20 protein-coding genes are annotated in these 24,107 nt (G+C 67.3%); 12 read left to right on the top strand and 8 right to left on the bottom strand.

Annotated elements, in window-relative coordinates; genetic code table 11:
- Positions 1-24 precede the first annotated feature (24 nt).
- From AC1DDA_RS21735 to rocF, 4 genes are all read left to right on the top strand, one after another.
- Positions 25-1,035 carry a cupredoxin domain-containing protein gene (locus AC1DDA_RS21735; protein WP_476797428.1) on the top strand — a complete coding sequence of 337 codons (1,011 nt, stop codon included), beginning with the start codon at positions 25-27 and terminating at the stop codon, positions 1,033-1,035.
- A complete protein-coding gene (gene efeB, locus AC1DDA_RS21730; RefSeq protein WP_476797342.1) occupies positions 1,032-2,351 on the top strand; it encodes an iron uptake transporter deferrochelatase/peroxidase subunit in 1,320 nt (439 codons plus the stop codon). Before AC1DDA_RS21735 ends, efeB begins: the two co-directional genes overlap by 4 nt.
- A 1-nt stretch (position 2,352) precedes the next feature.
- Positions 2,353-3,177: an iron uptake system protein EfeO gene (gene efeO / locus AC1DDA_RS21725; RefSeq protein WP_476797341.1), complete on the top strand. Its 825-nt coding sequence runs from the start codon at positions 2,353-2,355 to the stop codon at positions 3,175-3,177.
- Between the two features lie 161 nt (positions 3,178-3,338).
- Positions 3,339-4,319 carry an arginase gene (gene rocF / locus AC1DDA_RS21720; protein ID WP_476797340.1) on the top strand — a complete coding sequence of 327 codons (981 nt, stop codon included), beginning with the start codon at positions 3,339-3,341 and terminating at the stop codon, positions 4,317-4,319.
- A 77-nt stretch (positions 4,320-4,396) separates the two neighbouring features.
- On the opposite strand, the gene ggt is transcribed toward rocF, so the two are convergent.
- Complete coding sequence (ggt, locus tag AC1DDA_RS21715; RefSeq protein ID WP_476797339.1) at positions 4,397-5,992, bottom strand: gamma-glutamyltransferase; 1,596 nt, start codon at positions 5,990-5,992, stop codon at positions 4,397-4,399.
- A 337-nt stretch (positions 5,993-6,329) separates the two neighbouring features.
- Between ggt and ilvA the strand changes: the two genes are divergently transcribed.
- From ilvA to AC1DDA_RS21700, 3 genes are all read left to right on the top strand, one after another.
- The gene (gene ilvA, locus AC1DDA_RS21710) at positions 6,330-7,859 is read left to right on the top strand and encodes a threonine ammonia-lyase, biosynthetic (protein ID WP_476797338.1); all 1,530 of its coding nucleotides are present in this window, start codon (positions 6,330-6,332) and stop codon (positions 7,857-7,859) included.
- A 165-nt stretch (positions 7,860-8,024) separates the two neighbouring features.
- Positions 8,025-8,909: a LysR substrate-binding domain-containing protein gene (locus AC1DDA_RS21705; RefSeq protein ID WP_476797337.1), complete on the top strand. Its 885-nt coding sequence runs from the start codon at positions 8,025-8,027 to the stop codon at positions 8,907-8,909.
- Between the two features lie 93 nt (positions 8,910-9,002).
- On the top strand, positions 9,003-10,232 hold the full coding sequence (locus AC1DDA_RS21700; RefSeq protein ID WP_476797336.1) for a GTP-binding protein: 1,230 nt from the start codon (positions 9,003-9,005) through the stop codon (positions 10,230-10,232).
- A 147-nt stretch (positions 10,233-10,379) separates the two neighbouring features.
- On the opposite strand, the gene AC1DDA_RS21695 is transcribed toward AC1DDA_RS21700, so the two are convergent.
- Positions 10,380-11,438, bottom strand: coding sequence for an ornithine cyclodeaminase (locus AC1DDA_RS21695; RefSeq protein ID WP_476797335.1), 1,059 nt, complete (start codon positions 11,436-11,438; stop codon positions 10,380-10,382).
- 128 nt (positions 11,439-11,566) lie between these two features.
- Between AC1DDA_RS21695 and AC1DDA_RS21690 the strand changes: the two genes are divergently transcribed.
- From AC1DDA_RS21690 to mgrA, 3 genes are all read left to right on the top strand, one after another.
- The gene (locus AC1DDA_RS21690; RefSeq protein WP_441509346.1) at positions 11,567-12,004 is read left to right on the top strand and encodes an Lrp/AsnC family transcriptional regulator; all 438 of its coding nucleotides are present in this window, start codon (positions 11,567-11,569) and stop codon (positions 12,002-12,004) included.
- Between the two features lie 417 nt (positions 12,005-12,421).
- Positions 12,422-13,852 carry an aldehyde dehydrogenase family protein gene (locus AC1DDA_RS21685; RefSeq protein ID WP_476797334.1) on the top strand — a complete coding sequence of 477 codons (1,431 nt, stop codon included), beginning with the start codon at positions 12,422-12,424 and terminating at the stop codon, positions 13,850-13,852.
- Between the two features lie 250 nt (positions 13,853-14,102).
- Complete coding sequence (gene mgrA, locus AC1DDA_RS21680) at positions 14,103-15,125, top strand: L-glyceraldehyde 3-phosphate reductase (protein ID WP_476797333.1); 1,023 nt, start codon at positions 14,103-14,105, stop codon at positions 15,123-15,125.
- Positions 15,126-15,233: 108 nt separating this feature from the next.
- Here mgrA and AC1DDA_RS21675 read toward each other — a convergent pair whose 3' ends face one another.
- Entirely contained in the window at positions 15,234-15,722 is a 489-nt protein-coding gene (locus tag AC1DDA_RS21675) for an Lrp/AsnC family transcriptional regulator (protein WP_441509349.1), read from the bottom strand.
- Between the two features lie 151 nt (positions 15,723-15,873).
- Here AC1DDA_RS21675 and AC1DDA_RS21670 point away from each other — a divergent pair, with 151 nt between their 5' ends.
- The gene (locus AC1DDA_RS21670; RefSeq protein WP_476797332.1) at positions 15,874-17,265 is read left to right on the top strand and encodes an aminotransferase-like domain-containing protein; all 1,392 of its coding nucleotides are present in this window, start codon (positions 15,874-15,876) and stop codon (positions 17,263-17,265) included.
- A 15-nt stretch (positions 17,266-17,280) separates the two neighbouring features.
- On the opposite strand, the gene AC1DDA_RS21665 is transcribed toward AC1DDA_RS21670, so the two are convergent.
- The 5 genes from AC1DDA_RS21665 to AC1DDA_RS21645 all read right to left on the bottom strand — a co-directional run bounded on the left by AC1DDA_RS21665 (position 17,281) and on the right by AC1DDA_RS21645 (position 23,220).
- Positions 17,281-17,688: a DUF983 domain-containing protein gene (locus tag AC1DDA_RS21665; protein ID WP_441509351.1), complete on the bottom strand. Its 408-nt coding sequence runs from the start codon at positions 17,686-17,688 to the stop codon at positions 17,281-17,283.
- A gap of 383 nt (positions 17,689-18,071) precedes the next feature.
- A complete protein-coding gene (gene lpdA / locus AC1DDA_RS21660) occupies positions 18,072-19,469 on the bottom strand; it encodes a dihydrolipoyl dehydrogenase (RefSeq protein WP_476797331.1) in 1,398 nt (465 codons plus the stop codon).
- Between the two features lie 10 nt (positions 19,470-19,479).
- Complete coding sequence (locus tag AC1DDA_RS21655) at positions 19,480-20,784, bottom strand: dihydrolipoamide acetyltransferase family protein (RefSeq protein WP_476797330.1); 1,305 nt, start codon at positions 20,782-20,784, stop codon at positions 19,480-19,482.
- Complete coding sequence (locus AC1DDA_RS21650; protein WP_476797329.1) at positions 20,784-21,800, bottom strand: alpha-ketoacid dehydrogenase subunit beta; 1,017 nt, start codon at positions 21,798-21,800, stop codon at positions 20,784-20,786. Before AC1DDA_RS21650 ends, AC1DDA_RS21655 begins: the two co-directional genes overlap by 1 nt.
- A 160-nt stretch (positions 21,801-21,960) precedes the next feature.
- Positions 21,961-23,220, bottom strand: coding sequence for a thiamine pyrophosphate-dependent enzyme (locus AC1DDA_RS21645; RefSeq protein ID WP_476797328.1), 1,260 nt, complete (start codon positions 23,218-23,220; stop codon positions 21,961-21,963).
- 229 nt (positions 23,221-23,449) lie between these two features.
- Here AC1DDA_RS21645 and AC1DDA_RS21640 point away from each other — a divergent pair, with 229 nt between their 5' ends.
- Positions 23,450-23,947 (top strand): Lrp/AsnC family transcriptional regulator, encoded by a 498-nt coding sequence (locus AC1DDA_RS21640; protein WP_149131193.1) that lies wholly within the window; start codon positions 23,450-23,452, stop codon positions 23,945-23,947.
- Positions 23,948-24,107: the final 160 nt, after the last annotated feature.

The raw sequence follows: 24,107 nt of genomic DNA, 5'->3' as shown, positions 1-24,107 counted from the left end.
CGCGAAGAGCGGGGCAACGCAGTCATGCCCCGGCCCGAGGCCAGGCACTCGCCGCGCCTGCGGCTGGCCGGCATCGTGACGCTGCTGCTGATCTGCGGCGGCGTCGGTGCCTTCATCTACGCAGCCGGAAACGGCGCGCGCCGTGGCGCCGAGGCCAGCACGAGCGACATCGCCGTCGCCATCACCGATCGCACCTGCGAGCCTTCGACGCTGACCATTCCCGCCGGCAAGGCCAGTTTCGTCGTGACCAATCGCGGCGAGCGCGTGCTGGAATGGGAAATCCTCGACGGCGTGATGGTGCTGGAGGAGCGCGAGAACATCGCGCCCGGCCAGTCCCGGCGGCTGACGACGCAACTCCATCCCGGCGAATACGCGATCACCTGCGGGTTGCTCAGCGCCCCGCGCGGCCGCCTGATCGCCCAGGCCTCGGCGGAGCAGCCGCGCCCTGCCCTCACCCTGATGGACATGGTCGGCCCGGCCGCCGAATATCGCGCCTTCCTGAGCGAGCGCTCGGCCGCCCTCGGCGTGGCACTCGACGCCTTCGAGCAAGCGCAGGGCGCAGGCAATGCCGAGGCTGCGGACGAGGCCCGCCGTGATACCGCCGTGCTGCTACCCGCTTTGCGCCCGGCAACCACGGGGGATGCCAGACTCGAAGCCCTCTTCGGCAAGGTGCAGATAGCCCTCGCTGGCGCGGTCGCGGCGTCCGAGGTCAAGCCGGATGCCGAAGCCTTCCGCGCCGCTCTCGGCCAACGCACCGTCCTGCCCGACACGATGCTGGCAGGTGCGATCGCTCTTCTATCCTCTCAGGACGGAGAGACGGCCTCGCCGGACGATGTTGCCGCTGCAAGCGGCATCGCGCAGCTGCTGCTGCCGTTGACGGCGCGGATCGCCCCCGAGCTGGCGGCGCGGACGAAAGCCGTGCTCGCGGCCCTCCCCAATGACGCCAAGCCGGGCGGCGCGATCCGGCCGCTCGCCGAGGATCTTTCGGCCATGCGTAAGGCGCTCGCCCTGCCCGAAGCGGAGCGCAAATCATGACCAGGCCGGGCAAGAGCTTCACACCATCGCGGCGGTCGCTGCTGACGGGCGGCGCAGCGGCGATCGGGAGCGCCTCGCTGGTACGGGCGGCGAGCGAACCGGCACAGAATCCTGCGGCTGCGCCGGAGAGCGACTCCGCCGCCCAGCGCCAGCCCTTTCACGGCATCCATCAATCCGGCATCGTCACGCCGCGCCCGGCGACCGGCCTGGTGGCCGCCTTCGACGTCACCGCGACCTCGCTCGACGAGCTCGAACGGCTCTTCCGGCTGCTCAGCGAACGCATCGCCTTCCTGATGCAGGGTGGGCCGGCCCCCACCGCCGATCCCGGCTTCCCCCCACCGGACAGCGGCATTCTCGGCCCGGTCATCGCACCCGACAACCTGACGATCACAGTCGCGCTCGGCGCCTCGCTCTTCGACGAGCGCTTCGGCTTAGATCCGCTGAAGCCGAAACGCCTGCAGCGGATGAAGCGCTTCCGCAACGACGCGCTCGACGGCGCGCTCTGCCATGGCGACCTGCTGCTGCAATTCTGCGCCAACACGGCCGACACCAGCATCCACGCACTGCGCGATATCCTGAAGAACGCGCCGGACCTCATCCTGCTGCGCTGGAAGCAGGAGGGTACTGTCCCCGTCCTCAAACCCAAGTCCAGCGGGCCGGCCGAGAGCGCCCGCAACCTGCTCGGCTTCCGCGACGGCACCGCCAATCCCGACGCCGCCGACAAGGCGTCGATGGACCGTCTCGTCTGGGTTCAGGCCGGCTCGGACGAGCCGGAATGGGCCGCCAATGGCAGCTATCAGGTGGTCCGGATCATCCGGAACTTCGTCGAGCGCTGGGATCGCACGCCACTCGGCGAGCAGGAGGCAATCATGGGCCGCGAGAAGGCGAGCGGCGCGCCGATCGGCGGCCAGCGCGAATATGACGAGCCGGTCTATGCCGACGATCTCGAGGGAAAGCGCACGAAGCTCGACGCCCATATCCGGCTCGCCAATCCGCGCCGGTCGGAGACTGAAGGCAGCCGGATGCTGCGCCGGCCCTTCAACTATTCCAACGGCGTCACCCGCGCCGGCCAGCTCGACATGGGGCTGCTCTTCATCTGCTTCCAGCAAGACCTCGAGCGCAGCTTCATCGCCGTGCAGAAGCGGCTCGATGGCGAACCGCTGGAGGAATACATCAAGCCGGTCGGGGGCGGCTATTTCTTCGCCCTGCCCGGCGTGCCCGATGCCGGGAGCTATCTCGGCGCCGGTTTGATCCGGGCCGCGCGCGGCATCGCGCCGGCCTCGGCCAGGACTTTCCCCCGCAAGACAGGAGACTGATATGAGCTTGCGCTTCGCATGGCTGGCCGGGGCCGGCCTGTTCGCCATCATCGCGGCAGGGCCGGCCTTCGCCGTCTCGCCGCTCGACCTCGTGGCACCGGTCTCCGAGTACAAGATCTATGTCTCTAAGGGCGTCGACCAGCTGGTGAAGGACACCAAGGCCTTCACCGACGCGGTCAAGGCCGGCGATCTCGCCAAGGCCAGGGCGCTGTATGCGCCGACCCGCGTCTCCTACGAAAAGATCGAGCCGGTCGCCGAGCTGTTCAGCGACCTCGACGGCAAGATCGACTCGCGCGCCGACGACCATGAGAAGAAGGAGGAAGATCCGGAGTTCACCGGCTTCCACCGCATCGAATACGGGCTCTTCGCCAAGAACAGCACGGACGGGCTCGCGCCCTTTGCTGACAAGCTGCTCGCCGATGTCACCGAGTTGCAGGGCCGCATCAAGGGCCTGACGATCCCGCCGGACAAGATGGTCGGCGGCGCGGCCGTGCTGATCGAGGAGGTTGCGGCCACCAAGATCTCCGGCGAGGAAGACCGCTACAGCCACACCGACCTCTGGGACTTCCAGGCCAATGTCGACGGCGCCAAGAAGATCGTCGACCTGCTGCGGCCCCTGGTCACGAAGGAAGACAAGGCGCTCGCGGCCAAGATCGACGCGAATTTCGCGACCGTCGACAAGACGCTGGCGAAGTACAAGCTCGGGGATGGCGGCTTCGAGACTTATGACAAGCTGAGCGAGGCCGACCGCAAGGCGCTGGCCGCGATGATCACGACGCTGGCCGAGGACCTCTCCAAGCTGCGCGGCGTGCTCGGCCTCGGCTGAGCCCGCATCGGATCTTCGAGGGGAGCGGCTTCCGCAGTTCGGGAAGCCGACCTGACACAGAACGGTCACGCGAGCGCGGCACTCGACAGGCTGCAGCCGATGCGCCATGGACGGCGCATCGGCGACAGACGCCCCTTCGCAGACATGGACAGCCTGCTCTCATGACCGACATTTCCGCCACGAACCCGGCCGCACAGGGCCGCATCGCCCTGCTGGGCTGCCCGATCGAGGTCGGCGCCTCGCGTCGCGGCGCGCTGATGGGTCCGGCCGGCCTGCGCACGGCGGGCCTCGTGCGCGTGCTGGAAGACCTCGGCTACGCCGTCGCGGACCATGGCGACATTCTCGCGCGCGACCTGAAACCGGTGGACGGCCCGGCGCCCGACAATGCCCGCTTCTACCATGAGATCGCCGCCTGGATGCGCGCGCTGAGCGCCGGCGCCTATGAGCTTGCCCGCACCGGCGACACGCCGATCTTCCTCGGCGGCGATCACAGCCTGTCGATGGGCTCGGTCAATGGCGTTGCCCGCTACTGGCAGGAGCAGGGCCGCAAGCTCTTCGTGCTCTGGCTCGACGCCCATGCGGATTTCAACATGCCGGCGATCTCGCCCTCCGGGAACATGCACGGCATGTCCTCCGCCTTCCTCTGCGGCGAAGCCGGCCTCGACGACCTGCTCGGCTCCGAGCCGCGCGCCTCGATCTCGCCGGAGCAGCTCAGCCTGTTCGGCATCCGCTCGATCGACCCGCTGGAGAAGGCGGCGGTGAAGGCACGCGGCGTCGATATCGCCGACATGCGCGCCATCGACGAGCACGGCGTCGGCGTGCTGATCCGCAAGGTGATCGACAAGGTGCGCGCAGCGGATGGCGTGCTCCATGTCAGCTTCGACGTCGATTTCATCGACCCGCCGCTGGCGCCCGGCGTCGGCACCACCGTGCCGGGCGGCGCGACCTATCGCGAGGCGCATCTGGTGATGGAGCTGCTGCACGATTCCGGGCTGGTGCGCTCGATGGACATCGTCGAGCTCAACCCCTTCCTCGACGATCGCGGCCAGACGGCCCGCCTCGCCGTCGAGCTCGCCGGCAGCCTGTTCGGCCAGCAGATCACCGACCGGCAGACGCCGTCGAACGCCATCGGCGCGGCCTGAGCCCAAAAACGAAAACACCGTGCGCCTCGATGGGCGCACGGTGCTTCAATGCGTTTCACGCCTCGGGCGTGGCGGCCTTACACCGCCAGCGCGAAGCCGTCCTTGCGATGGTCGGAGGCGCCAAACATCACGCCGCTGGTATGGTCGACCCAGATCGCCTGGCAGCCGCCGAGCGGCTCCTCGGCCCAGACCACGTCATGGCCGCGCGCCTTGAGATCACCGGCGACAGCGGCCGGGATCGTCGTTTCCAGCGAGAGCTTGCCGTCATAGGCGAAGCTGCGCGGCGCATCCGAGGCCTGCTGCGGATCGAGGCCGCGGTCGAGAATGCCGGACAGGAAATGGACATGGCCGGTCGACTGGTACTGGCCGCCCATCACGCCCATCGGCATGATCGCCTTGCCGTCCTTGGCCAGCATGCCCGGAATGATCGTGTGGAAGGGGCGCTTGCGCGGCGCGATGGCGTTGGGGTGTCCCTCGATCAGCCGGAAGCCGGAACCGCGGTTCTGCAGCATGACGCCGGCCTTCGATGCGTAGATGCCGCTGCCGAAGGCGGAGAACAGCGAATTGATGAAGGACACCATGTTGCCGTCGCCGTCGACGACGCAGAGATAGATCGTGTCCTTGTGCAGGGGCATGTCGAAGGCTTCCGGCGCCGCCGCCTTCTCGAGGCTGATCTCCTTGCGGATGCGGCCGACGAACTGGTCGGAAAGGAAAGCCTCGGTGTCGAAGGGGCTGACGGCGGGATCGGCCACCAGCGCGTCGCGCTGGCGATAGGCGGCCTTGCTGGCTTCGGCGAGGAGATGGATGCGATCGGCTTCGCTCAGCGCCCCGTCCTTGAGGTCGAAGCCTTCGAGAATGCGCGCGATCAGTAGCGCGGCGATGCCCTGGCCGTTCGGCGGGCATTCCCAGAGGCGGTGCCCGCGATAATCGGCGCCGATGGGGTCGACATAATCCGACTTCGAAGTGGCGAAGTCATCGAGGTCGATCAGGCTGCCGGCGCCCTTGAGCACCGCGACCATGTCCTCGGCGAGCTCACCTTCGTAGAAGGCTGAACGGCCCTCGCGGGCGATGCGGCGCAGCGTCCTGCCGAGCGCCGGATGGACCATCTTGTCGCCGACGGCAGGGGGATTGCCGCCCGGCAGGTAGACGGCGTTGCCGAGGCCGTGCTTTTCGATGCGACCGCGGGCCTTCGCCCAGTCGAGCGCGACACGCGGCGTCACCACGAAGCCCTCCTCGGCGGCGCGGATCGCCGGCGCGAAGATCTCGTCGAGGCTCTTGCTGCCGTGGTCGGCGACGAGGCGGCACCAGGCGTCGATAGCGCCGGGCACGGTGACCGCATGGGGCGAATCCGCCGCGATCGCGGTCATGCCCTGGCCGAGGAACCAGCCGAGCTCGGCCTTGGCGGCGGAGCGGCCGGAGCCGTTGAGCGCGACCATCTTGGCATTGGCCGGCGCATAGATCGCGAAGCAGTCGCCGCCGATGCCGGTCATGTGCGGATCGACCACGGCCTGGACGGCGACCGCCGCGATGGCAGCGTCGATGGCGTTGCCGCCGGCGCGCAGAATATCGACGGCGGCCAGTGTCGAGGCGGGATGCGAGGTCGCCGCCATGCCGCGGTCACCGACCGCAACCGGCCGGCCCGGCACCATGAAATCGCGATTGCCCCAACTCATCCGTCGTCTCCGCCTCTAGCGCGCCTTCGTTTCGGGGCGCTCGTTTCGCACAAGGCTTTGGCGCGCCGGCCGGGGGCTTGGCAATCCCGCCCCGCGCATGGCCGACATAACCGCGCCAAAGACAGGCAGCCTCATCCTGAGGAGCGTCGCGGGCGCGTCTCGAAGGATGTTCGCGGAGGCTCCGGAACCATCCGGAGCATCCTTCGAGACGCCGCGGGCGCGGCTTCTCAGGATGAGGGCTCGCACAGCTGGAGCGCCTTCCGAACCAGCGCCCGCGCGGCCGGGAGATTGACATCGCGGTACAGCGGGCTATCGCCGCCCGAGAGGACGGGCTGCCATGCAAGACTACATCCGCAAGATCATCGGGGCGCGCGTCTACGACGTCGCGATCGAGAGCCCGCTCGACCCGCTGCCGCGGCTTTCGGCCCGGATCGGCGGGCAGGCGCTGCTGAAGCGCGAGGATCTGCAGCCCGTCTTCTCGTTCAAGCTGCGCGGCGCCTACAACAAGATGGCCGGCCTCTCGACAGAGGAGGCCGAGCGCGGCGTGATCTGCGCCTCGGCCGGCAATCACGCGCAGGGCGTGGCGCTGGCGGCGCGCAAGCTCGCCATGAAGGCGACCATCGTGATGCCGCGCACCACGCCCGACATCAAGGTGCAGGCGGTGCGCAGCCTCGGCGGGCGTGTCGTGCTGCATGGCGAAAATTTCGACGAAGCCTATGGCCATGCCCGCAAGCTCGAGGCCGAGAAGGGGCTGACCTTCGTCCACCCCTATGACGATCCGGACGTCATCGCCGGCCAGGGCACCGTCGGCATGGAAATCCTGCGCCAGCATCCCGATCCGATCGAGGCGATCTTCGTGCCGATCGGCGGCGGCGGGCTCGCGGCCGGCGTCGCGGTCTACGCCAAGTTCCTGCGGCCCGAGATCAAGGTGATCGGCGTCGAGCCGGAGGATGCCGCCTCCATGGCCGGCGCCATCGCCGCCGGCGAGCGCATCGTGCTCGATCAGGTCGGGCTCTTCGCCGACGGCGTCGCGGTTCGGCAGGCGGGCGAGGAAACATTCCGGCTCTGCCGCGAACTGCTCGACGAGGTCGTCACCGTCTCGACCGACGAGATCTGCGCGGCGGTGAAGGACATCTTCGAGGATACCCGCGCCATAGCCGAGCCTTCCGGTGCCGTCAGCCTCGCGGGGCTGAAGGCCTATGCGGCGCGTGGGGCCAAACGCACCGGCGCACTGATCGCGATCAACAGCGGCGCCAACATGAATTTCGACCGCTTGCGCCATATCGCCGAGCGGGCCGAGATCGGCGAGCACCGCGAGGCGCTGCTGGCGGTGACCATCCCCGAGAAGCCCGGCGCCTATCGCGCCTTCATTCAGTTGCTGGGCAGGCGCGCCATAACCGAATTCAACTACCGCTATTCCAACCCCAAAGCGGCGCGCATCTTCGTCGGCGTGCAGTTGTCCGAGGGCGAGGCCGAGAAGCGCCAGATCATCGCGATGCTGGCCGAGCACGGCTATCCCGTGCTCGACATGAGCGACAACGAGCTCGCCAAGCTGCATATCCGCTACATGGTCGGCGGCAAGGCGCCAGGGCTCGGCGACGAATTGCTGTTTCGTTTCCAATTCCCCGAACGGCCGGGCGCGCTGCTGAAGTTCCTGAACAGCCTGTCGGCCGACTGGAACATCTCGCTGTTCCACTACCGCAACCACGGCGCCGACTACGGCCGCGTGCTCGCCGGCGTCCAGATACCTCTGGCCCAGCGCAGCCAGCTGACCAAGCGGCTCGATGCGCTCGGCTACCCCTATTGGAGCGAGAGCGAAAACCCGGCCTATCTCTCCTTCCTGTCGGAGGGCACCGGAGCGGATTGACCATCAGGCCGCCGCCCTGCAGCCCTCATCTGAGGAGCGCAGCAGGCGCATCTCGAAGGATGGGCCGGGAGGCTCCGGAACCTTCTGGATCATCCTTCGATGCAGCCCTTCGGGCACCCTCAGGATGAGGGCTGAGTGTTTACAACCGAGCTGTAAGGTCAGGGCATGACGCTCGAACAACTCCGCATCTTCGTCGCCGTCGCCGAGCGGGAGCATCTGACGCAAGGCGCCCGCGCCCTCAACCTCACCCAATCGGCCGTGAGTTCCGCGATCGCGACGCTGGAGGCGCGCTATGCGACAAAACTGTTCGACAGGATCGGCCGGCGCATCGCGCTGACCGATGCCGGCCGCCTCTTTCTGACCGAGGCTCGCGCTGTGCTGACACGAGCAGCCGCCGCCGAAGCGGTGCTCTCCGATCTCTCGGGACTCGCCCGTGGCTCGCTCGCGCTGATGGCTAGCCAGACCGTCGCGAATTACTGGCTGCCGCCGCTGATCCAGCGCTTTCGCCGGGAGCATCCCGGCATCACGGTCTCGCTTGCCATCGGCAATACCGAAACGGTGAGCGCGGCCATCCAGAACGGCGACGCCGATCTCGGCTTCATCGAAGGCGAGATCGACGATCCGGCCCTCGCCATGACCGCGGTGGCGGAGGACGAACTCGTCATCATCGTTGCGGCCGGTCATCCCTGGGCGCAGACGCCTCCCTCACCCGCTGAACTCAAGCAGGGCGCCTGGGTGCTGCGCGAGCCCGGCTCCGGCACGCGCGCCATGTTCGAGGCGGCGCTGCCGGGGCTCGGCCTTGTCGCGACGGACCTTGCTGTCGCGCTCGAACTGCCGTCGAACGAAGCGATCTGCGCCGCGGTCGCCGCCGGCGCGGGCACCACCGCGATCTCGCGGCTCGTCGCCGCCAATGCCATCGCGGCAGGGCGCCTCGTCACGGTCGCACTGCCATTGCCGAAGCGCCGCTTCCTCGCGCTGCGCCACAAGGAACGCTACCTCGCCAAGGCGGCAGCAGCCTTTCTCGCGCTGGCTGAAAACAACAAGCCCTGAACGTCCTGGCGCTGCCGCGCCACCGCGGCGCGATTGACAATGATGCAATGTTATAATGTAACAAATTATCCTTCATCGAACCGAGTCTTTCCGATGGCTTCGTCTTCCCTCCTCGTCGACCGGCGCCTGCCGGTCACCGTCCTCTCCGGCTTCCTCGGCGCCGGCAAGACCACGCTGCTCAACCACATCCTGAACAACCGCGAGGGCCGGCGCGTCGCCGTCATCGTCAACGACATGAGCGAGGTGAACATCGACGCCGATCTCGTGCGCGAGGGCGGCGCCAACCTCTCCAAGACCGAGGAGAGCCTGGTCGAGATGAGCAATGGCTGCATCTGCTGCACGCTGCGCGAGGACCTGCTGACCGAAGTGCGCCGCCTCGCCGAGGAGCGGAAGTTCGACTACCTGCTGATCGAGGGCACCGGCATCGCCGAGCCGCTGCCGATCGCCGCGACCTTCTCCTTCCGCGACGAGGAGGACCGTTCGCTCGACGATGTCGCACGGCTGGACACGATGGCGACGGTGGTCGATGCACTCAACCTGCTCAATGACTATGACAGCCGCGACTTCCTCGGCGACCGCGGCGAGACGGCCGGCGAAGGCGACGAACGCACGCTGGTCGACCTCTTGGTCGAGCAGATCGAATTCGCCGATGTCGTGGTGATCAACAAGGCGAGCGAGGTTTCGCGGGAAGAGCTAGAGAAGGTCAGGCAGGTCGTGCGTGGCCTCAACGCCGATGCCCGCATCGTCGAGGCCGATTTCGGCCGCGTGCCGCTGGCTCAGGTGCTGGATACCGGGCTCTACAGCGAGGAGAAGGCGCAGACCCATCCGCTCTGGCACAAGGAACTCTACGGCTTCAGGGACCATGTGCCGGAGACCGAGGAATACGGCATCCGCTCCTTCGTCTACCGGGCGCGACGGCCGTTCCATCCGGCGAAGCTGCACGGCTTCATGGGCAAGCGCCTGCCTGGTGTCGTCCGCGCCAAGGGCCATTTCTGGCTGGCTACCCGGCCGCATTGGGTCGGCGAGTACTCACTGGCCGGACGCATCACCCGCACCGAAGCCATGGGGCGCTGGTGGGCGGCGGTTCCCCGGGAACGCTGGCCGCGCTCGGAGGAATTCCAATCCTTGATGAACAAGCACTGGTCGCCGACATGGGGCGACCGGCGCCAGGAGATGGTGTTCATCGGCGGCCCGGAGATGGACGAGGCGGCGATCCGCGCCGAACTCGACGCCTGCCTGACCGGGAGCCCCAGCACAGGGCTGACGCAGGCGCTGCTCGGGCTCGAAGACCCGTTCCCGCGCTGGGAGCGCGACGCAGCGTAAGTCGAAACGTCGCTGTCATCCCGGACGCAGCGAAACGGAGATCCGGGATCCATGCCTGAACCTCTTGTGGAAGCGCTCTGGCATGGATCCCGGGTCAAGCCCGGGATGACGACGTGGTTACAACGAGAACCAACAAGCCGGATGGCCTCAGGCCGCCGCGACGGCGCTCGGCGCGGCGCGCATCAGCATGCCGAAGAGATCGCGCGGATCGTCGGGGTCCGCGATCAGGTCGAGATCGACATAGGTGCCGGCCTCGCGGATGCGTTCATGGACATAGCGCAGCGCCGAGAAATCCTCGATGGCGAAGCCGACCGAGTCGAACAGCGTGATCTGGCTGTCATCGGTGCGGCCCGCCGCCGCCCCAGTGATGACCTTCCAGAGCTCCTCGACCGGATGGTCGGCGTCGAGCTGCTGGATATCGCCCTCGATGCGGGTCTGCGGCGGGTATTCGACGAAGATCGAGGAGCGCAGCAGCACGTCGCGGTGGATCTCGGTCTTGCCGGGGCAGTCTCCGCCGACCGCGTTGATGTGGATGCCGGCGCCGACCATGTTGTCGGTCAGGATCGTCGCATATTGCTTGTCTGCGGTAACGGTGGTGACGATCTCGGCGCCCTCGACCGCCTCCATCGCCGTGGCGCAGCGCGTGATCTTGAAGCCGTGGCGCGCGAGGTTACGTGCGCATTTCTCGGTCGCCGCGGGATCGACGTCATAGAGCCGCAGATTCTCGATGCCGAGCAGGGCGCGGAAGGCGAAGGCCTGGAATTCGGACTGGGCGCCATTGCCGATGATCGCCATGGTCGCAGCGTGTTTCGGCGCGAGGTGCTTGGCCGCCACCGCCGACATCGCCGCCGTGCGCAGGGCGGTCAGGAAGGTCATCTCGGAGAGCAGGACGGGATAGCCCGTCGCGACATCCGAGAGCAGGCCGAAGGCGGTGACGGTCTGGAGACCGGCCTTCATGTTCTTGGGGTGGCCGTTGACGTATTTGAAGCCGTAGAGCTTGCCGTCGCTGGTCGGCATCAGCTCGATCACGCCTTCGAGGCTGTGCGAGGCGATGCGCGGCGTCTTGTCGAAGATCTCCCAGCGCCGGAAATCGTCCTCGATATAGGCGGCGATGTCGGCCAGCATCCGCTCGATGCCGATCGCATGGACCAGCTTCATCATGTGGTCGACGCTGACGAAAGGCACGACGTTGAGCTGCTGAATCATGGGTCCCCGCGCTGTTCTCGTTGAAGGGTCCATTGTCCTCGTTTTCGGCGGCAGCCGAAAGAAGCCAGAATGATCCTATCGGCGCCGATATTGATCGAAACGGCAAACAGAATTATCCATTTCGGGCGATGGACGATCTAGACCGCAAGCTCATCACCCTGCTGCGCCATGACGGGCGCCGCAGCATCTCGGACCTCGCGGCCGATCTCGGCCTGACGCGGGCGACCGTGCGCGCACGGTTGGAAAAGCTGGAGCAGTCCGGCGAGATCATCGGCTTCACCGTGATCCTGCGCTCGGACGCGATCGATCTGCCGGTGCGCGGCATCACCATGATCGAGATCGCCGGCCAGGCCGCGGATTCGGTGATCGACGCGTTGTCAGGCTTCACCGAGGTCTCCAGCATCCACACCACCAACGGCAACTGGGACCTCGTGGTCGAGCTCGGCACCTCCGACCTGATCGCCTTCGACCAGGTGCTCCGGCGCATCCGCCTGATCCCCGGCGTCACCAACAGCGAGACCAGCCTGCTGCTGGCGACGCCACGCAGCGTCAAGGCGCGGTTGTAGAAGTCAATCTGCGCGAACCACGCCGTCATCCCGGGCGAAGCGAAGCGTAGACCCGGGATCCATCGTAGGGCCCCCGCACTCTACGATGGATCCCCGATCGGCGCCGCTGTCGCGGCTTGTCCGGGATGACGCGGAGGGTTTGGCGGATGCCGAACGACACCGATCGCTCCACAAGAAGCGCCGCTGCATGGCCGCCATCCGCAAATGCGACACGCTGCCCCGTGACAGGCACGCGCCGCCCCCCTAACGTGCCCTCCGTCAGACGAAAGCGTCGATGGCGGCCGGCGATGCATGATCGCGCAAGGCCGCCCGTTCACGTCCGACATCGACAGTTCCTTGCTTGGGGCATGGACCGCCGGTCGCTTCCCGGCCGGCTCCTCGCGCTTTGAGCCAAGACATGTTCAGGGAGATCAGACCATGGCGCATGAACTCGAATTCTATATCGATGGCCAGTGGGTGAAGCCGTCGGGCAATCGCACGCTCGGCGTGGTCGATCCGTCGAACGAGGAGGTCTTCGCCACCATCGCGCTCGGCGAGCAGGCCGATGTCGACAAGGCCGTCGCCGCCGCCCGCGCCGCCTTCACCGCCTTCGCGAAGACCTCGAAAGCCGAGCGCCTCGCCCTGATGCGCCGCCTCGCCGAGGCCTACAAGAAGCGTTACGACGCCATCGCCAATGTCCTCTCGCGCGAGATGGGCGCGCCGAAGGAACTGGCGCACCGGGCGCAGGCCGCGATGGGCACCGCCCATCTCGCCAAGATGATCGAGACGCTCGAGAACTTCGAGTTCGAGGAGCTGCGCGGCACCACCCTGATCGCCAAGGAGCCGATCGGCGTCGTCGGCATGATCACGCCGTGGAACTGGCCGCTCAACCAGATCATGTGCAAGGTCGCGCCGGCGCTGGCCGCCGGCTGCACGATGGTGCTGAAGCCCTCCGAGATCGCGCCGCTCAACGCGCTGATCTTCGCCGAGGCGATGGAGGAGGCTGGCGTGCCGAAGGGCGTGTTCAACCTCGTCAACGGCGACGGCCCGACGGTCGGCGAAGCCATCTCCCGGCATCCCGGCGTCGACATGGTTTCCTTCACCGGCTCGACCCGCGCCGGCATCCTCGTCGCCAAGGCGGCGGCGGATACGGTCAAGCGCGTGCATCAGGAGCTCGGCGGCAAGTCGGCCAACATCATCCTGGATGATGCCGATTTGAAGAAGTCGGTGAAGCTCGGCGTCGAGAGCGTGATGCGCAACTCCGGCCAGTCCTGCAACGCGCCGACCCGGATGTTCGTGCCGGAGAAGCTGCATGAGGAAGCCCTCGCCATCGCCAAGCAGGTCGCCGAGCCGCTCAAGGTCGGCGCTCCCTCGGCGGACGGCGTCTTCCTCGGCCCGGTCGTCAGCGAAGTGCAGTACGAGAAGATCCAGCGCCTGATCGAGGCCGGCATCAAGGAAGGCGCGACTCTCGTCACCGGCGGCCCCGGCCGTCCGGAAGGGCTGAACCGGGGCTATTATGTCCGCCCGACCGTGTTCGGCGCCGTCACCGACGAGATGACCATCGCGCGCGAGGAAATCTTCGGGCCGGTGCTCTCGATCCTGCCCTACAAGAGCGACGACGAGGTGGTGGAGCGCGCCAACGACACGCCCTACGGCCTTGCGGCCTATGTCCAGTCCGGCTCGCAGGATCGCGCCCGCAAGGTCGCGTCGCAGATGCGCGCGGGCAATGTCTACATCAACTACCCGGCCTGGGACGCGGGCGCGCCGTTCGGCGGCTACAAGCAGTCCGGCAACGGCCGCGAATACGCCGATTTCGGCCTCGAGGAATTCCTCGAGATCAAGGGCACGGTCGGTTACGCCGCGGCCTGATCGGTTCACCGCGTGTCTTTCCGGGGCGGGCCGTCAGGCCCGAGCCCGGAGCCCGTGAACACGCGGCTCCCGTCATGGTCGGGCTTGTCCCGACCATCCACGTCTTCGCTGGTCGAAAGCCTCTTTCAAGACGTGGATGCTCGCCACGAGGGCGAGCATGACGGCGTGGTTCCCATTGATGCGCCCGGTGGACGAAACGCCACCGGGCCTTCATTTTATGACCCATTCAATCGATTGAGAGGCAGGGGCCATGATCAATCCCAACCGCTATGACGCGATGCGCTACAATCGCTGCGGCCGCAGCGGGCTGCAATTGCCGGCGCTATCGCTCGGCCTCTGGCAGAATTTCGGCGAGACCGGCAGCCGCGCGAACATGCGCGATATCTGCCGCACGGCCTTCGATCTCGGCATCACGCATTTCGACCTCGCCAACAATTACGGGCCGCCGCCCGGTTCGGCCGAGACCGCCTTCGGCGAGATCCTCCAGCAGGATTTCGACGGGCTTCGCGACGAGTTGGTGATCTCGACCAAGGCCGGCTACCGGATGTGGCCGGGACCCTATGGCGAATGGGGCAGCCGCAAATACCTGATCTCCAGCCTCGACCAGAGCCTGAAGCGGATGAAGCTCGACTATGTCGACATCTTCTATTCGCACCGTTTCGACCCGTACACGCCGCTGGAAGAGACGATGGGCGCGCTGGACGCCATCGTCCGCCAGGGCAAGGCGCTCTATGTCGGCCTGTCCTCCTACAATTCGAAGCGCACGCAGGAGGCGGCCGCGATCCTGCGCCGGCTCGGCACGCCCTGTCTGATCCACCAGCCCAGCTATTCGATGCTCAACCGCTGGATCGAGCAGGACGGCTTGCTCGACACGCTCGACGCCGAGGGCATCGGCTCGATCGTGTTCTCGCCGCTGGCGCAGGGCATGCTGACCGACAAGTACCTCAAGGGCGTGCCAGCCGGCAGCCGCGCCGACAAGAAGGCGCCCTCCTTCCGCGACGGGTTCCTGAGCGAGGCCAATCTCAAGAGCATCGCGGCGCTGAACGAGATCGCGAGGGCGCGCGGCCAGAGCCTCGCCCAGATGGCGATCGCCTGGGTGCTACGCGGGGGGCGCGTCACCTCGGCGCTGATCGGCGCGAGCCGGCCGGAGCAGGTGACGGACTGCGTCGCGGCGCTGAAGAACCCGGAATTTTCCGCCGAAGAGCTGGCGGCGATCGACAGGCACGCCGTCGAGGGCGGGATCAATATCTGGGCAGCCTCGGCGGAGCGGTGACACTGCCCGTCATGCTCGGGCTTGACCCGAGCATCTCTTCGACCAGTGCCTTCTCATCCCGAGATTCTCGGGTCATCGCTGCGCGGCGCCCGAGAATGACGGCACGGCTCAATCCTCCTCCGCCACGGCCGCGATCGGCAGGGCGCTCGAACGCTTCACCTGCCCCAGCGCGAAGCTCGACTCGATCGAGGCGACGCCGTCGAGGCGGGTGAGCTTATCCTTGAGGAAGCGCTCATAGGCCGGCAGGTCGCGCACCACGATGCGCAGCAGATAGTCGCGCTGGCCGGTCATCAGATAGCAGTCGACCACCTCGGGCCAGCGCGCCACGGCTTGCGAGAAGCGGTCGAGCTCGTCCTCGCGCTGGCGCTCCAGCTTGATCGAGACGAAGACGCTGATCGGCAGCCCGACCTTGGTCTGGTCGATGATCGCGGCGTAACCCTGGATGACGCCGGCTTCCTCCAGCATGCGGATGCGGCGCGCGCAGGGCGAGGCCGACAGCCCGATCCGCTGGGCGAGGTCCTGCACCGAAAGGCGCGAATTGATCTGCAGTTCCGCGATGATCTTGCGGTCGAGCGCATCGAGGCGCAGGCGTGCCATTCCCTGTCTCCGGTCCCGGCTGACTTGGCTCTCTTACAGGAGCGGCTGCTCGCTACCACCAGCATCGCGGCGGCGCCAGACGGCAGCAACGACATGCCACTGGCGCGGATGGGCCGTCCGCGTTATGCGATGCCTACAATCGCAGGAATGTATGGAATTGGTTCGAGCGAAGGCCGCTAGCGACGAAGCGCTCCACTGGGTCGGCCGGCTCGACCCGGCGGCAGGACCGCGCTACCTCCAGATCGTCGCACAGCTCGAGCGGGCGGTTGCAGACGGGCTGCTCAGGCCGGGCGACCGTCTGCCACCGCAGCGCCGGCTGGCCGAACATCTCGCGGTCGATCTCACCACGGTCACGCGCGCCTTCGGCGAGGCTCGCGAGCGCGGCCTGACCGACGCTGTGACGGGGCGCGGCTCCTTCATCTCCGCGCGGCAGGAGCAGAAAGGGCCGCCGCTCGACCTCAGCATGACGATCCCGCCCGCCCCCAAGGGCCTGCGGCTGGGCGAGCTGATGCAACGCGGCATTGCCGAAATCCTGGCGCGCAGCGATGCCGACCAGTTGATGAACTATCATGGCGGCGCGGGATCGCTGGCCGAGCGCGCGGCCGGAGCGGCCTGGCTCGCGCCGCTCATGGGCTCAATCACGCCGCTGCGGATCGCCGTGGTGCCGGGCGCCCAGCCCGGGCTCAACGCGCTGCTCTCGCTGCTGGCCCGGCCCGGCGAAACGATCCTGATGGAGCCCCTCGCCTATCCCGGCCTGATCGGCGCGGCGCGGCAGCGTGCTCTCTCCATGGTGCCCGTGACCAGCGACGCGGATGGACCGCTGCCGGATGCACTGGACGAGGCTGCTGCCCGTCATGGCGCGCGAGTGTTCGCGCTGACGCCGACGCTGCAGAATCCGACCTGCATCACGCTGTCCGAGCGGCGGCGGCGGGACCTCGTCGCGGTAGCCCGCCGGCGCGACCTCATCCTGATCGAGGACGACCCTTACAGCCTGCTCGCAGGGGATGCGCCCGCGCCGCTGGCCGCGCTGGCGCCCGAGCGGACATGGCATGTCGCGACCTTGTCGAAGGTGCTGACGCCCGGCCTGCGCACGGCCTTCGTCGTCATGCCGGAGCGAGCCGACGGCGCTCCGTTCCTCGCCGCCCTGCGCGCGACGGCCCTGGTGCCCGCGCCGCTGATGACGGCGCTCGCCGCGCACTGGATCAGGATCGGCGCGGCCAAGGATCTGCTGGAGGGCGTCCGGCGCGAAGCAGCCGAGCGACAATTACTGGCGAGGGAAATCCTGCCCGAGACGATGCAGGGCCATCCGCATGCGCTGCATGTCTGGCAACCCTTGCCTGCCCATTGGGACCGCAACAGCCTGATTGGGCGCGCCCGCGTCGCCGGGCTCGGCGTGATGGCCGCCGATGCGTTCAGCACTGACGGCACGGCGCCGGACGCGGTCCGGATCGCGCTCGGTGCGATACCGGAGCGGGCGAGGCTGGCGGAGGCACTCAGCCTTCTCGCCGGCCTGATCCGCGACGGTGGGGAAGCCGGGCGCTGAGCGCGCCCGGTCAGCTCAGTTGGAGGCGACCGGCTTGTCCTGCGGAGCCGGGCGGGCGAGCCGGCCTTCCTCGGCCTTGTGGAAGAACTGCGAGGCGACGAGCCAGCCCTTGAGCGGCTGGAGCGGTGGAATGCAGGTCAGCAGGATCAGCGGCAGCGTCGTGACGAGATGCACCCAGGTCGGCGGGTTGTAGGTCAATTCCAGCCAGAGCGGAAACGCCGCGGCCGGAATGCAGACGAACATCATCACGAAGAAGGCCGGGCCGTCGGCGGGATCGGCGAAGGAATAATCGAGGCCGCAGACCTCGCATTTCGGCTTCAGCTTCAGGAAGCCCTCGAACATCTTGCCCTGTCCGCAGCGCGGGCAGCGGCCGCGCAGGCCGGTCTGGAGCGGAGAAAGTGGCGGCCAATGCTCGCCGGACATGGGATGTCTCCTTGGGACGGCGCCGTTCGATCGGCGTCGCCTTTCAGATCTTCTTCGATGAAGACAATGTCAAGATTGTATGCATCTTAGCTGGCTGCCTGCGCGGATCGGTCGCGGGATGGCATGGTCTGTCAGAACCAAGAACCACTGATTGCGGCGCTCGCCTTAGCGAAGAGCCCCGAAGGCCGAGACCAATGCAGAGCGTCATTCTCGGGCTTGACCCGAGAATCTCTGGCAGGTGAGGCACAAAAGCCTCCTCCGGCAGGAGATGCTCGGGTCAAGCCCGAGCATGACGGCGGGGCGCTCCGGAATGGATCCCGGCTCTGGGCTGCGCTCCGGCCGGGATGACCCGCGCCCTTTTAGGGAGAGGAGCGCCGGTCCCCTCAAATATGCAGCGCGTGTCCCAGCGCCTTCATCGCGGCCTCCGGAAAGGCCTCGCCCAGCGTCGGGTGGGCGTGGATCGTGCCGGTGATGTCCTGCAGGGTCGCCCCCATCTCGATGGCCAGTCCGAAGGCGGCCGAGAGCTCCGAAACGCCCTGCCCGACCGCCTGGATACCGAGCACCAGTTCGCTGCCGGCCTGCGCCACGACGCGCACGAAGCCGGCCTCGCCATGGCGGGTCATGGCCCGGCCATTGGCGGCGAAGGGGAACTGGCCGATCTTGAGTTCAAGGCCGGCGCGCTTGGCCTCCTCCGGCGAGAGGCCGACCGAGACGATCTCGGGATCTGTGAAGCAAATCGCCGCGATGCCGCGCTTGTCCCAGGCGCGCGGCAGGCCGGCGACGATCTCCGCCACCATCTCGCCCTGCGCCATGGCGCGATGCGCCAGCATGGGTTCGCCGGTGACGTCGCCGATGGCGTAGATGCCGCGCATCGCGGTCTCGCAGCGCTCGCCGATGCGGATGAAACGGCCGTCCATGTCGAGGACGAGGTTTTCGAGGCCGAGACCATCGGTGACCGGCTTGCGGCCGACCGTGACAAGAATCTTGTCGGCCGGCAGGCTGCGCTCGGTGCCGTCGGCCGTCTCGATGCGCAGGCCATCGCCCTTGGCGGTGGGGCCCAATGCCTTGGCGCCCGTCAGCACCTCGACGCCGAGCGCGGTCAGGCGCTTGGAGATCGGGCCGGTCAGCTCGGCATCGTAGAGCGGCAGGATCTTGTCCTGCGCCTCGACGACGGTGACCTTGGCTCCGAGTTTGGCGAAGGCGGTGCCCAGCTCCAATCCGATATAACCGCCGCCGACCACCACGAGGCGCTTCGGCATTTCGGTCAACGCCAGTGCGCCGGTCGAAGAGATGACATTGCCGCCAAAAGGCAGGAAGGGCAGCTCGACCGGGGCGGAACCGGTGGCGATGACGATGGCCTCGGCCTGGATCGTCTTGGGGCCGGTCTCGGTCTCGACAACGACGGTCTTGCCGTCGCGGAACCTCGCCTTGCCATGGACGATCTTGACCTTGGCCTTGCGCAGCAGAGCCGCGACGCCGTTGTTGAGGCGCTGGACGATGCCGTCCTTCCAGGCCACGGCCTGCTTGAGGTCGAGCTTCGGCTCGGCCGCGGTCAGACCGAAGGGCGTCTTGCCGGCGGCTGCGTCCGCGGCCTTCTCGAACTCCTCGGCGACATGGATCATCGCCTTGGAGGGGATGCAGCCGACATTGAGGCAGCTGCCGCCGAGCTTGGTGCTCTCGACGATGACGGTGTCGATGCCAAGCTGGCCGGCGCGGATGGCGCAGACATAGCCGCCGGGGCCGGCACCGATGACGAGGAGCTTGCAGGTGATTTCTGTCATGGCACGCCCCTCAGATGTCCACGAAGAGCGTGGCCGGGTTCTCCAACAGCTCCTTCAGCCGCTGCACGAAGACGGCGGCGTCCCAACCATCGATCACGCGATGGTCGAAGCTGGAGGAGAGGTTCATCATCTTGCGGGGCACGAAGGTAGTGCCGTCCCAGACCGGGCGCACGACCATCTTGTTGACGCCGACGATGGCGACCTCCGGGTAGTTGATCACCGGCGTCGTCGCGATGCCGCCGAGCGCGCCGAGCGAGGTGATGGTGATGGTCGAGCCGGTCAGTTCGTCGCGCGTCGCGGTGCCGTCGCGGCCGCGCTCGGCGAGGCGCGCGAGCTCGATGCCGCAGCCCCAGAGGTCTCGCGCCTCGGCATGCTTCACCACCGGCACGATCAGGCCGGTCGGCGTCTGCGTGGCGATGCCGATATTGATCGCGGCATGCTGGCGCACGATCCCGGCATCGTCGTCATAGAGCGCGTTCAGCGCCGGCTGCTCGGCCAGCGCCTTGACCATGGCGCGCATCAGGAAGGGCAGCAGCGTCAGCTTCGGCCGCTCGGGCGTCGGCTTCTTGTTCAGCGTCGCGCGCAAATCCTCCAGCGGCGAGACGTTGATCTCCTCGACAATGGTGATGTGTGGAATGCGCGATTTCGACAGCGCCATCTTCTCGGCGATGCGGCGGCGCAGGCCCACGATTTTGACCTCGGTGACGGCGCTCTGCTCGACGAGCCCGCCGCCCCGGACCGGCTCCGGCCCGCGCAGCAGGAAGGCGTCGATGTCCTCATGGGTGATGCGGCCGGCTGGGCCGGTGCCCGGCACCTGGCGCAGGTCGACGCCGGCCTCACGCGCCTTCAGGCGCACGGCCGGCGACGCCAGCGGCTTCTCTCCCGGCGCGCGGCGCTGGGCGGGGGCTGCGTCGGCGCGCATGGGCTTGGGAGCCGGCGGAGGCGGAGCTGCCGGCTTGGCCGGAACCGCCGACGCGGCTGGCTTTTCGGCCTTGGGCGGAGCAGCGATAGGAGCCGGAGCCGGCTTCTCGGCGGGCGCTTCTTCCGCGGGTTCCTCTGCCGCGGCACCCGCGCCTGCGACCTTCAGCTTCACGATGGCCGAGCCGATCGCGACGGTGTCGCCGACCTCGGCTCCGACCCAGGTCACCTCACCCTCGACCGGCGAGGGAATCTCCACCGTCGCCTTGTCGGTCATCACGGCAGCGAGCAGATCGTCCTCGCGGACGATGTCACCAACCTTGACGTGCCACTCGACCAGCTCCGCCTCGGCGATGCCTTCGCCGACATCCGGCAGCTTGATGATGCGCTCGCCCATCAGCGTGCCTCCATGATATCTAGCAGCGCCTGTCCGAGGCGGGCGGGGCCGGGGAAATAGTCCCATTCCTGCGCATGCGGATAGGGCGTATCCCAACCGGTGACGCGCATCACCGGCGCCTCCAGATGGTAGAAGCAGTGCTCCTGCACCAGTGCGACGAGTTCGCCGCCGAAGCCTGAGGTCAGCGTCGCCTCGTGCAGCACGATGCAGCGGCCGGTCTTCTCGACCGAGGCGATGATCGCTTCGAGATCGAGGGGGACGAGGGTGCGCAGGTCGATCACCTCGGCGTCGATACCGGTGTCCTCAGCCGCCGCCAGCGCGACATGGACCATGGTGCCATAGGCGAGGATGGTGACGGCATTGCCCTCGCGCCGGGTCACCGCCTTCCCGAGCGGCACGGTGTAGTGGCCTTCCGGCACCTCGGCGAGTTCATGCTTCGACCAGGCCGTGATCGGGCGGTCATGATGGCCGTCGAAGGGGCCGTTATAGAGCCGTTTCGGCTCCAGGAAGATCACCGGATCTGGGTCTTCGATCGCGGCGATCAGCAGGCCCTTGGCGTCGTAGGGATTGGACGGGACGATCGTCTTCAGGCCGGAGACATGGGTGAACAGCGCTTCCGGGCTCTGGCTATGGGTCTGGCCGCCGAAGATGCCGCCCCCGGTCGGCATGCGGATCACCATCGGGCAGGTGAAATCGCCGGCCGAGCGGTAACGGAGGCGAGCGGCTTCCGAGACGATCTGGTCGTAGGCCGGGTACATGTAGTCGGCGAACTGGATCTCCACGCAGGGCTTGAGGCCATAGGCCGCCATGCCGATCGCGGTACCGACGATGCCGGCCTCGCTGATCGGCGCGTCGAAGCAGCGCGACACCCCGTATTTCTGCTGAAGCCCGTGCGTGCAGCGGAAGACACCGCCGAAGAAGCCGACATCCTCGCCGAAGACCACGACATCGTCATCGCGGCCCATGGAGACGTCCATGGCGGAGCGGATCGCCTCGATCATCGTCATCCTGGCCATGCTCAGCGGACTCCGATGACGACATTGCGGGCGTTGCAGGGCGTCATGCTCGGGCTTGAACCGAGCATCTCGGAAGCCAGAGCCTTCGCGTCCTGAGATTCTCGGGTCTGCGCTTCGCTTCGCCCGAGAATGACGCGGTGAAATTCGTCGCAAACCATCGTCACACCCCGATCTGCTGGCGCTGGCGGCGCAGATGCGGCGGCAGCTCGGCATAGACGTCCTCGAAGATGTCGCGCGCCGAAGGCTTGCCGCCGGAATGCAGTGTGCCGAAGCTCTCGGCCTCCTTCTGCGCGGCGATGACGGTGGCGAGGATCTCGGCCTCCGCCTGCTTGTGGCGTTCCTCCGACCAGGCACCGACCGCGATCAGATGCTGCTTCAGCCGGATCAGCGGATCGCCCAGCGGCCAATCGTCGGATTCATGCTTGGGGCGGTAGGCGGAAGGATCGTCCGAGGTCGAATGGGCGCCGGCGCGATAGGTGACGTATTCGACCAGCGTCGGCCCGAGATTGCGGCGGGCGCGCTCGATCGCCCATTGCGCGACCGCATAGACCGCAAGGTAGTCATTGCCGTCGACGCGCAGCGCCGGAATGCCGAAGCCGAGGCCGCGGGCCGCGAAGGTGCCGGAGCCGCCGCGCGCGATGCCCTGGAAGGTCGAGATCGCCCACTGGTTGTTCACGACATTCAGGACGACAGGTGCCTTGTAGGTCGAGGCGAAGACGAGCGCGGCGTGGAAATCCGATTCCGCGGTCGAGCCGTCGCCGATCCAGGCGGCGGCGATGCGGGTGTCCTGCTTGATTGCCGAGGCCATCGCCCAGCCGACGGCCTGGACGAACTGGGTGGCGAGATTGCCCGAGATCGAGAAGAAGCCGTGCTCCTTCGACGAGTACATGATCGGCAATTGCCGGCCGCGAAGAGGGTCGCGCTCATTCGAGTAGATCTGGTTCATCATGTCGACGAGCGGATAGTCGTTCGCGATCAGCAGGCCCGCCTGGCGATAGGTCGGAAAATTCATGTCGCCGGGCTGGAGCGCGATGCGGAAGGCGCAGCTCACCGCCTCCTCGCCGGTGTGCTGCATGTAGAACGAGGTCTTGCCCTGGCGCTGCGCCATCTGCATGCGCCCGTCGAAGGTGCGCAGCGTCATCATGTGGCGCAGGCCCCGGATCAGGTCCTCATGCGAGAGATCGGGCACCCAGGGGCCAACCGCCTCGCCTTCGCGGTCGAGCACGCGGATGATCGAATAGGCGAGGTCACGGATGTCCTTGGGATCGACATCAACAGGCGGGCGGGCGACGGAGCCCGCCTTCGGGATCACGACATGGGAGAAGTCCGGCTTCTCGCCGGGACGGCTCGCCGGTTTGGGGACATGGAACTGCAGTGGCTGGGTTGCCGCCGGCGCCTGGCCTGCCTTGTCGCTGCTCATGAGCGCCTCCATCCCTGTCGCCGCCAGCATTCCGCCTTCGCGCCCATCCCGCAAGCGCCTCTCGCGCCCAGCCGTGATGCCGCGGCGAACGCAGCCGGCGCTGCGATCGTTCCCCTTGCAACCAACGCTAGCGGTGCCGCCCCGGAGGTTCCTTCCGAATTTGCCGGAAACCTCAAATTCCTGCAGAAGATATTTCTGCATAATGCATCACAAGCAGAATGATCTACCGATGAATAAAAAGAGCCAGAACGGTCCTGCTCTCGATCTGATCGATCGCAAGATTCTCGCCGCGTTGCGGGAGGATGGACGGCTGACGACGCAGGCGCTGGCCGAGAAGGTCGGGCTCTCGCCCTCTCCGTGCTGGACGCGGGTGAAGCGGCTGGAGGAGTCCGGCGCGATCGAGAAATATGTCGCGCTGCTCGACCACAAGGCGCTCGGCTACAACAATATCGTCTTCGTCGAGATCACGCTCGACAAGCATGACGACAAGGTGCTCGACCAGTGCGGCGAAGCGCTGAGCCGGGCGCCGGAGGTGGTCGAGGCTCATCTCGTGACGGGCGAGTACGACTATCTCGCCAAAGTCGTGGTCAGCGGCACCGACCATTACGAGCGTTTCCTGCGCGGAACGATCTACCGCATCCCCGGCGTGCGCCAGACACGGACGACCTTCGGACTCAGGGCGCTGAAGCGGACGCTGTCGGTCGATCCGTTGAAGGTTGTGGGGTGAGCGGTGTCGTCGATGACAGGCGCGGGCAACCCCTCTCCCGGATGGGAGAGGGGCAGGGGTGAGGGCCTGCCGCTGTTTGAAACGGAGCGGTGCCGTTGCGCCCTCGGCGGTGAGCGCGGGCCCTCATCCGGCCCTCCGGGCCACCTTCTCCCATCCGGGA

Source organism: Allobosea sp. 10N428 (assembly GCF_056394545.1).
This window is presented reverse-complemented; position numbering and strand designations above follow the sequence as displayed.